Below are 6,437 nucleotides of genomic sequence, written 5' to 3'. Positions count from 1 at the left end.
TCAATTGAGATTTCAGCCGGATCGGTTTAGAAAAACTCAAATGGCCATGCTCAATCGCGTCCATCTCAACGGCCTTCGCGCCGTCGAAACCGTTGCCCGTCTCGGCTCCCTAGCCGCGGCGGCCGGCGAGCTCACCGTTTCCGTCAGCGCCGTCAGCCAGCAGATAAGCCGCACCGAAAAGCAGCTCGGCCAGGCGCTGTTCGAGCGGACGGCGAGCGGTCTCGTGCTGACCGAATTCGGCGCCGTTTTCGCTGCCCGCCTCGGTGCCGGATTTCGCGAGCTAGCCCAGGCCGTGGCGCTGGCCGATGAGGCGACGCAGTGCACATTGGTGGTTTCGGTGGCGCCGGCCTTTGCCTCGAAATGGCTTTTGCCGCGACTGTCGCGTCACTTCGACCGGCATCCCAACGTGCTGCTGCGCATCGACGCGTCGGTGCGGTTGGCCAATCTCGATCACTCAGACATCGACATCGCCATCCGGCTCGGCGACGGCAAATGGCCGGGCGTGCGCACGGAACTACTCCTGACGCAGGAAGTCTTCCCGGTCTGCGCGCCGGCGATCGCCCAAAAACTGAAGTCGATCGAGGACCTTGCCCAGACCTGCGCCATCACCGACGAGCGGGCGATGATCAACTGGGAAAGCTGGTTCGAGGCGGCTGGTGTTCCACCGGTCACCTTCCTGAAGGGGGCGCGTTTCACCGACCCGATGCTTTGCCTGGAATCGGCGATTGCCGGCCATGGCGTGATGCTGGGCTGGCAATTGCTCACCGCGGATGCGCTGGCCGATGGGCGGCTCGTGGCGCCTTTCGGAATCCGCGCTCAGAGTGGGCTCGGCTATTGGCTGGTGACCTCCGCCACCCGGTCTGAAAGCCGCAAGGTCAGGGATTTCAAGGTCTGGGTCCGCGAGGAGATCGAGGCGACAATGGCGCAGTTCAGGTCGCTTGAAAGCGCGGCCTAGGTCTGGCCCAGCGCAATCGCGGTGGAAAGGATGCGGACTGCGGTCTATGTAAGACCATATCAAAACATTACGGCAGGCAGGATCATGACCACACATACGCGCGGCGTTTCCGCATCGATCGACCCGGTGAAGCTCGACAGGCTGGCGGAAGTTGCCATCAAGGTCGGGCTGCAATTGCAGCCAGGACAGGATCTGGTGCTAACATCCTCCATCGCGGCGCTGCCGCTAACCAGGCGGATCGTCGAGCACGCCTACAAGGCCGGTGCCGGGCTGGTGACGCCGATCTTCAACGATGACGAGATGACGCTGGCGCGCTACCGCTTCGGCGCCGATGCGAGCTTCGACCGCGCCGCCGGCTGGCTTTATGAAGGCATGGCGAAGGCCTTTTCCAACAATGCGGCAAGGCTGGCCGTACGCGGCGAGGATCCGTCGCTGCTGTCGGCGCAGGATCCGGCGAAAGTGGCACGTGCCAACAAGGCCAATTCGATGGCCTACCAGCCGGCGCTGGAAAAGATCACCGGCTTCGACATCAACTGGAACATCCTCGCCTATCCGGACCTCGCCTGGGCCAGGCAGGTTTTTCCGGAAGACAGCGACGACGTAGCTGTAGCCAAGCTTGCCGACGCCATCTTCGCTGCCTCGCGGGTCGATGTGGAGGACCCGATCGGCAATTGGACGGCGCATAATGCAGCGCTTCGCGGCCGCACCGAATGGCTCAACGGCCATAATTTCCACGCGCTGCACTTCACCGGACCGGGCACCGACCTGACCGTCGGACTGGCGGACGGCCATGAATGGATGGGCGGCGCCTCGACCGCCAAGAACGGCATCACCTGCAATCCCAACATCCCGACCGAAGAGGTCTTCACCACGCCGCATGCAAAGCGCGTCGAGGGCCATGTTTCCTCGACCAAGCCGCTCTCCTACCAGGGCACGCTGATCGACGAGATCTCGGTGCGTTTCGAGGCGGGCAGGATCGTCGAGGCCAAGGCATCGAAAGGCGAGGACGTGCTGAAGAAAGTGCTCGACACCGACGAGGGCGCGCGCCGCCTCGGCGAGGTGGCGCTGGTGCCGCATTCCTCGCCGATCTCGGCGAGCGGGCTGTTGTTCTTCAACACGCTGTTCGACGAGAACGCCGCCTGCCACATCGCGCTCGGCCAGTGCTATTCGAAGTGCTTCGTCGACGGCGCCTCGCTCAGCCAGGACGAGATCGCGGCGCGCGGCGGCAACAAGAGCTTCATCCACATCGACTGGATGATCGGTTCGGACAAGATCGACATTGACGGCGTTCACAAGGACGGCCGCAAGGTGCCAGTGATGCGCAAGGGCGAGTGGGCCTGACCACTTGCGGAGGGGCCGATGACCTTCGACCTGGCGGTCAAGCGTATCTACGAGCCACCCGCTCCCGATGACGGGCAGCGGGTTCTGGTCGACCGGATCTGGCCGCGCGGTGTCAGCAAGAAGGACGCCGCGCTGGCATTGTGGTTGAAGGACATCGCGCCGAGCGACGAGTTGCGCAAATGGTTCGGCCACGAGCCGGCGCGCTGGGCGGAGTTTCAGGAGCGTTATGGCGCTGAGCTGGATGGAAATGGCGAGGCGGTGGGTGAATTGCTTGGCCTGCTTCGCCACGGCAAGGTGACGCTGCTCTATGGCGCGCATGACGAAGCCCACAACAATGCGGTGGCGCTGGCAGGGTATTTGCGTACGGGCTGAGGCGCCTACGTCTGCGACGCCGGCCATCGGCGAAAGCCGTGGCTACATCTGATCTCCACCCTTGCGGGGGAGATTGGCAGCGTCGCCGTCTCGCTACGCTACTTCACTGCCGCTTCATAAACCTCAGCCTTGAATCCAACCAGAACCCGATCCCCGACCTCCAGCACCGGTCGCTTGATCATGGTCGGCTTAGCCAGCATCAGCGCTTTGGCCTTCTTTTCGTCGAGGCCCTGCTTGTCCTTGTCCGGCAACTCGCGGAACGTCGTGCTCGCCTTGTTGAGCAGCCTTTCCCAGCCGGCCTTTCCGACCCAGCCATCCAGACGCTTGGCGTCCAGCCCCTCGGCCCTGAAATCGTGAAACCGGTACGCCACGTCATGGCCCTCCAGCCAGACGCGCGCCTTTTTGACCGTGTCGCAGGTGGTGATGCCGTACATCGTGATCGTCAAAACAGTGGCCCTTCGGATTTCGAATCTGATCGCAGACTAAGGACGCTCTGCGCGCTTTGCCAGCGCTCTGCGGCGTGCCTTTGGTTTTGCCCTTGCCAATACTAAGGATTTTTCCTAAGTATATCGAGCCCCTTTTGACAGCGCCTCGACACCGACCATGACAAGCCTTCAGACCGCAACTCCCGGCCCTCCAACGATCGACGGCATCTTTCGCGCTCTTGCCGACCCGACGCGGCGACGCGTTGTGGAGCGACTGAACCGCAGTCCAGCCTCGGTCAGCGAACTCGCAGAGCCTTTCGAGATGGCGCTGCCGTCCTTCATCGAGCATCTCAAGGTGCTTGAGATCTGCGGACTGGTGCGCTCGCAAAAGACCGGCCGGGTCAGGACCTATCAACTGGCAGCCGAGCCATTGAAGCTCGCCGAAAACTGGCTGGCCGAACAGCGCACGCTGTGGGAGCGCCGCCTCGACCAGTTCGACGCCTATGTAATGACCCTCAAGGAGAAAGAAGAATGAGCTATCTCTTCAAGCCGGATCCCAGACTGGACCTCGTGCTGGAGCGCGTCATCGACGCGCCGCGCGAATTGCTGTGGCGCGCCTTGACGACGCCGGAGCATGTCAAACAGTGGTTCACGCCGAAGCCGTGGATGATCACCGACTGCGAGATCGACCTCAGGCCGGGCGGGCTGTTCCGGACGCGCATGCAGTCGCCTGACGGCAACGAGGTCAACGACCGCCATTGCTGCTATCTCGAAATCGCGCCGAACGAGCGGCTGGTTTGGACGGACGCACTGCTGCCGGGCTACCGGCCGTCTGGAGAGCCGTTCATCACCGCAGTCATTTCCCTCCAACCGGATGGCCGGGGCACGCGCTACAGCGCCACCGCCATCCACCGCGACGAGGCGACCCGCAACAACCACGAAGAGATGGGTTTCTTCGACGGTTGGGGCACGGTGGCCGATCAGCTTGCGCAGTATGTGAAGACGATCTGATCTTCTCACATGACGGCCAGGACGTGGTCCTGGCCGTCATGCTTGTTTTCAATCCAGCAGCAGACAGAGCGGGCTCCCTAAAGCCGGTGGTATTTCCGCCTCAATAGTAGAAGCGCTCTTCGGTGATCTTGCCGTTCTTGACCGTGTAGAGGCCAACTTCATCCATGGTGACACGCTCGCCAGTGGCCTTGGGCGTTATGTCGAACTTGAAGCGCACCGCGAACTGGTCGCCGTTGACATAGGGGCCCTCGACCGAGCCGCCATGCACTTCGTTGTTCTCCTGCCACCATTGGCCCTTCTGCCTGAGCGCCTCCTTGCCACGGGCGATGGCCATTGGCCCTTCCATGGCTTCGAGGCTGACGATATCATCGGCATTGTACTTCTCGGCAGCACCGACATGATCGCCCTGCTGGAGCAGCTCGGTGAAATCCTTGGCAATTTCCGCGATGGTCATTTGTGTTCCTCCTGTTCAGACGCACTGCAAATAGGGAACGATTTGCTGGCCGGCCATCGTCAGTCCGCGCTTTAGCTGACAAGCCATGTCAGGATGATGGTCGCGCGGACCAGGTGACGATGATTTAAGGCGTTTACATCGCGGGCCGGGCATCGTCCTGGCCCGTCAATGGCCAATGGTGAGGCACATCGTACCGACCTTCCTGGATGAAGCTATGGACGAGCGCAAAACCCCGCACTGTCCAACTGATGGGGTTAATCGCCCTTTCGCGAATTTTGGGCACTCCCACTTTGTCGCGAAGCAGCGTGATATGCGGTTCAATGGACTTTGTGAGAAAGAACTTTAACGGGCTATCCGAAATCACTGCCGTGAGGTTTCGCCAGAACTCTTGCAGCGAAGGATTGCCGTCGCTGCTGCGTAAAACAAGCGCGCCACCGCCAAAAGCGCACAAACGATCAAAAGAAACGTCGAATGGTTTTGCGACAATCATCGAGCCGATGTGGTGAGCGAGTTCGACCAAGCCGTCCGGCAGTCCGTCATGGTCGCCGAGTCCAACAAGCGAGATGTGATTGGCAATTATTTTCCCTTTCAGCCCGAGTTCCTGGCGCCAAGCGGTCGCTTGTAGAGCGACAGGGTCGGCGATGGTGCCTTCCATCAGGTGACAGAAGAACAACCGATCAGTGCGACGACGCCTGTTCCGCTCATGCCAATTGAAAGATGTTTGACCGTTTTCAGCTGTGTTGAATGTGGGCAGTTCATTCATGTCATTCCTCCTTTGCGCCACCCACCTCCGCCAAGCTGGAAATTTTAGAACAAAAAGGGAACAAATCAAGCAAAAACGAAGCGAGCGTTGGTGCTTTCCGCATCAGCGCCCGCGAGTTCAACGGTTGAAGAAGCTGAGTTGGACTTGAAGCCTACGCCCCGTAGCCGATGATGCCCTTGACCTCGAGAAAATCGTGGGTCGCCCAGTCGGCATATTCGCGACCGTTGCCCGACTGCTTGTAGCCGCCGTGCGACGTGTGCTCCGTTTCAGGTATCGATGAACTAACCTGGCAGGATGGGGCAGTTGGCGCCACGGCGCAGGCTGATATGCGCCACGTCGCCGGCGCTGAATTGAAAACCCTCGGCCTGGCGCGGTGCATCGATGACAACAGCTGCGCCTTGCTCGAGCTCGGCATGGAGGCGCAGCGTGCGTCCGTGAAAGACGATGCTGTTGACGCGCGCCGGCGCGGTGCCGGGCGCTGCTTCGGTCATCGCCAGCAAATCCTCCGGGCGCACACCAATGGTCTGCATCTCGCCTTGCCCGGGTGACTGGCCGGTTTCAGCGACGGCCTCCAGCGGCAGGGTGCCGGCAGTGAAACGCAGGCGATCGCCGTCGCGGCCGATAAACCGTGATTGCAGGAGATTCATGGTGCCGATGAAGCTCGCCACAAACTTCGTGGCGGGCCGGTCATAGAGCGTCGCCGGCGGCGCGATCTGCTCGATGCGTCCCTTGTTCATGACGACGATACGGTCGGAGATCGACAGCGCTTCGGTCTGGTCATGGGTGACCATGACGAATGTGGTGCCGAGCCGCGACTGCAACCGCTTCAGTTCAACCTGCATCTGTTCGCGCAGATGCGCATCGAGCGCCGACAGTGGCTCGTCGAGCAGGAGCACGCGTGGCTCGCAGACGATTGCGCGCGCTAGCGCGACACGCTGGCGCTGGCCGCCCGACAGCTCGGAGACGCGGGCGCCAAGCTTGTCCGCGAGACCGACCATGTCGAGGGCTTCGCCGGTGCGCTTTGCCTGCTCGCTGCCGGAAAGCTTGCGCAGCGACAGGCCGAAGCCGACATTTTCGGCGACATTCATATGCGGAAACAGCGCGTAGTCCTGGAAC

9 protein-coding genes are annotated in these 6,437 nt (G+C 61.5%); 5 read left to right on the top strand and 4 right to left on the bottom strand.

Annotated features, from left to right (window positions below; all coding sequences use genetic code 11):
• Positions 1–40: 40 nt before the first annotated feature.
• The 3 genes from EN935_RS17765 (at position 41) to EN935_RS17755 (ending at position 2,668) form a co-directional block, all read left to right on the top strand.
• Positions 41–955, top strand: a complete 915-nt coding sequence (locus EN935_RS17765; RefSeq protein ID WP_127264532.1) for a LysR substrate-binding domain-containing protein — start codon at positions 41–43, stop codon at positions 953–955.
• Positions 956–1,039: 84 nt separating this feature from the next.
• Positions 1,040–2,296, top strand: coding sequence for an aminopeptidase (locus EN935_RS17760; protein WP_127264531.1), 1,257 nt, complete (start codon positions 1,040–1,042; stop codon positions 2,294–2,296).
• Positions 2,297–2,314: 18 nt separating this feature from the next.
• Positions 2,315–2,668 (top strand): DUF488 domain-containing protein, encoded by a 354-nt coding sequence (locus tag EN935_RS17755; RefSeq protein ID WP_109662096.1) that lies wholly within the window; start codon positions 2,315–2,317, stop codon positions 2,666–2,668.
• A gap of 98 nt (positions 2,669–2,766) precedes the next feature.
• On the opposite strand, the gene EN935_RS17750 is transcribed toward EN935_RS17755, so the two are convergent.
• Complete coding sequence (locus EN935_RS17750; protein ID WP_245468905.1) at positions 2,767–3,102, bottom strand: ArsC family reductase; 336 nt, start codon at positions 3,100–3,102, stop codon at positions 2,767–2,769.
• Between the two features lie 169 nt (positions 3,103–3,271).
• Here EN935_RS17750 and EN935_RS17745 point away from each other — a divergent pair, with 169 nt between their 5' ends.
• Both EN935_RS17745 and EN935_RS17740 read left to right on the top strand, forming a co-directional pair.
• Positions 3,272–3,628: a metalloregulator ArsR/SmtB family transcription factor gene (locus EN935_RS17745; RefSeq protein WP_126068348.1), complete on the top strand. Its 357-nt coding sequence runs from the start codon at positions 3,272–3,274 to the stop codon at positions 3,626–3,628.
• Entirely contained in the window at positions 3,625–4,104 is a 480-nt protein-coding gene (locus EN935_RS17740; protein ID WP_109662088.1) for an SRPBCC family protein, read from the top strand. The genes EN935_RS17745 and EN935_RS17740 overlap by 4 nt, the downstream gene beginning before the upstream one ends.
• A gap of 100 nt (positions 4,105–4,204) precedes the next feature.
• On the opposite strand, the gene EN935_RS17735 is transcribed toward EN935_RS17740, so the two are convergent.
• The 3 genes from EN935_RS17735 to EN935_RS17725 form a co-directional block, all read right to left on the bottom strand.
• The gene (locus tag EN935_RS17735) at positions 4,205–4,558 is read right to left on the bottom strand and encodes a nuclear transport factor 2 family protein (RefSeq protein WP_109662086.1); all 354 of its coding nucleotides are present in this window, start codon (positions 4,556–4,558) and stop codon (positions 4,205–4,207) included.
• Positions 4,559–4,691: 133 nt separating this feature from the next.
• Positions 4,692–5,321 carry a 2'-5' RNA ligase family protein gene (locus EN935_RS17730; RefSeq protein ID WP_127264529.1) on the bottom strand — a complete coding sequence of 210 codons (630 nt, stop codon included), beginning with the start codon at positions 5,319–5,321 and terminating at the stop codon, positions 4,692–4,694.
• Positions 5,322–5,602: 281 nt separating this feature from the next.
• A partial coding sequence (locus EN935_RS17725; protein ID WP_164771181.1) for an ABC transporter ATP-binding protein occupies positions 5,603–6,437 on the bottom strand: 835 nt, incomplete at its 5' end.

This window comes from Mesorhizobium sp. M7D.F.Ca.US.004.03.1.1 (assembly GCF_003998635.1).
In the GTDB taxonomy this organism is placed as follows: Bacteria; Pseudomonadota; Alphaproteobacteria; order Rhizobiales; family Rhizobiaceae; genus Mesorhizobium; species Mesorhizobium loti.
This window is presented reverse-complemented; position numbering and strand designations above follow the sequence as displayed.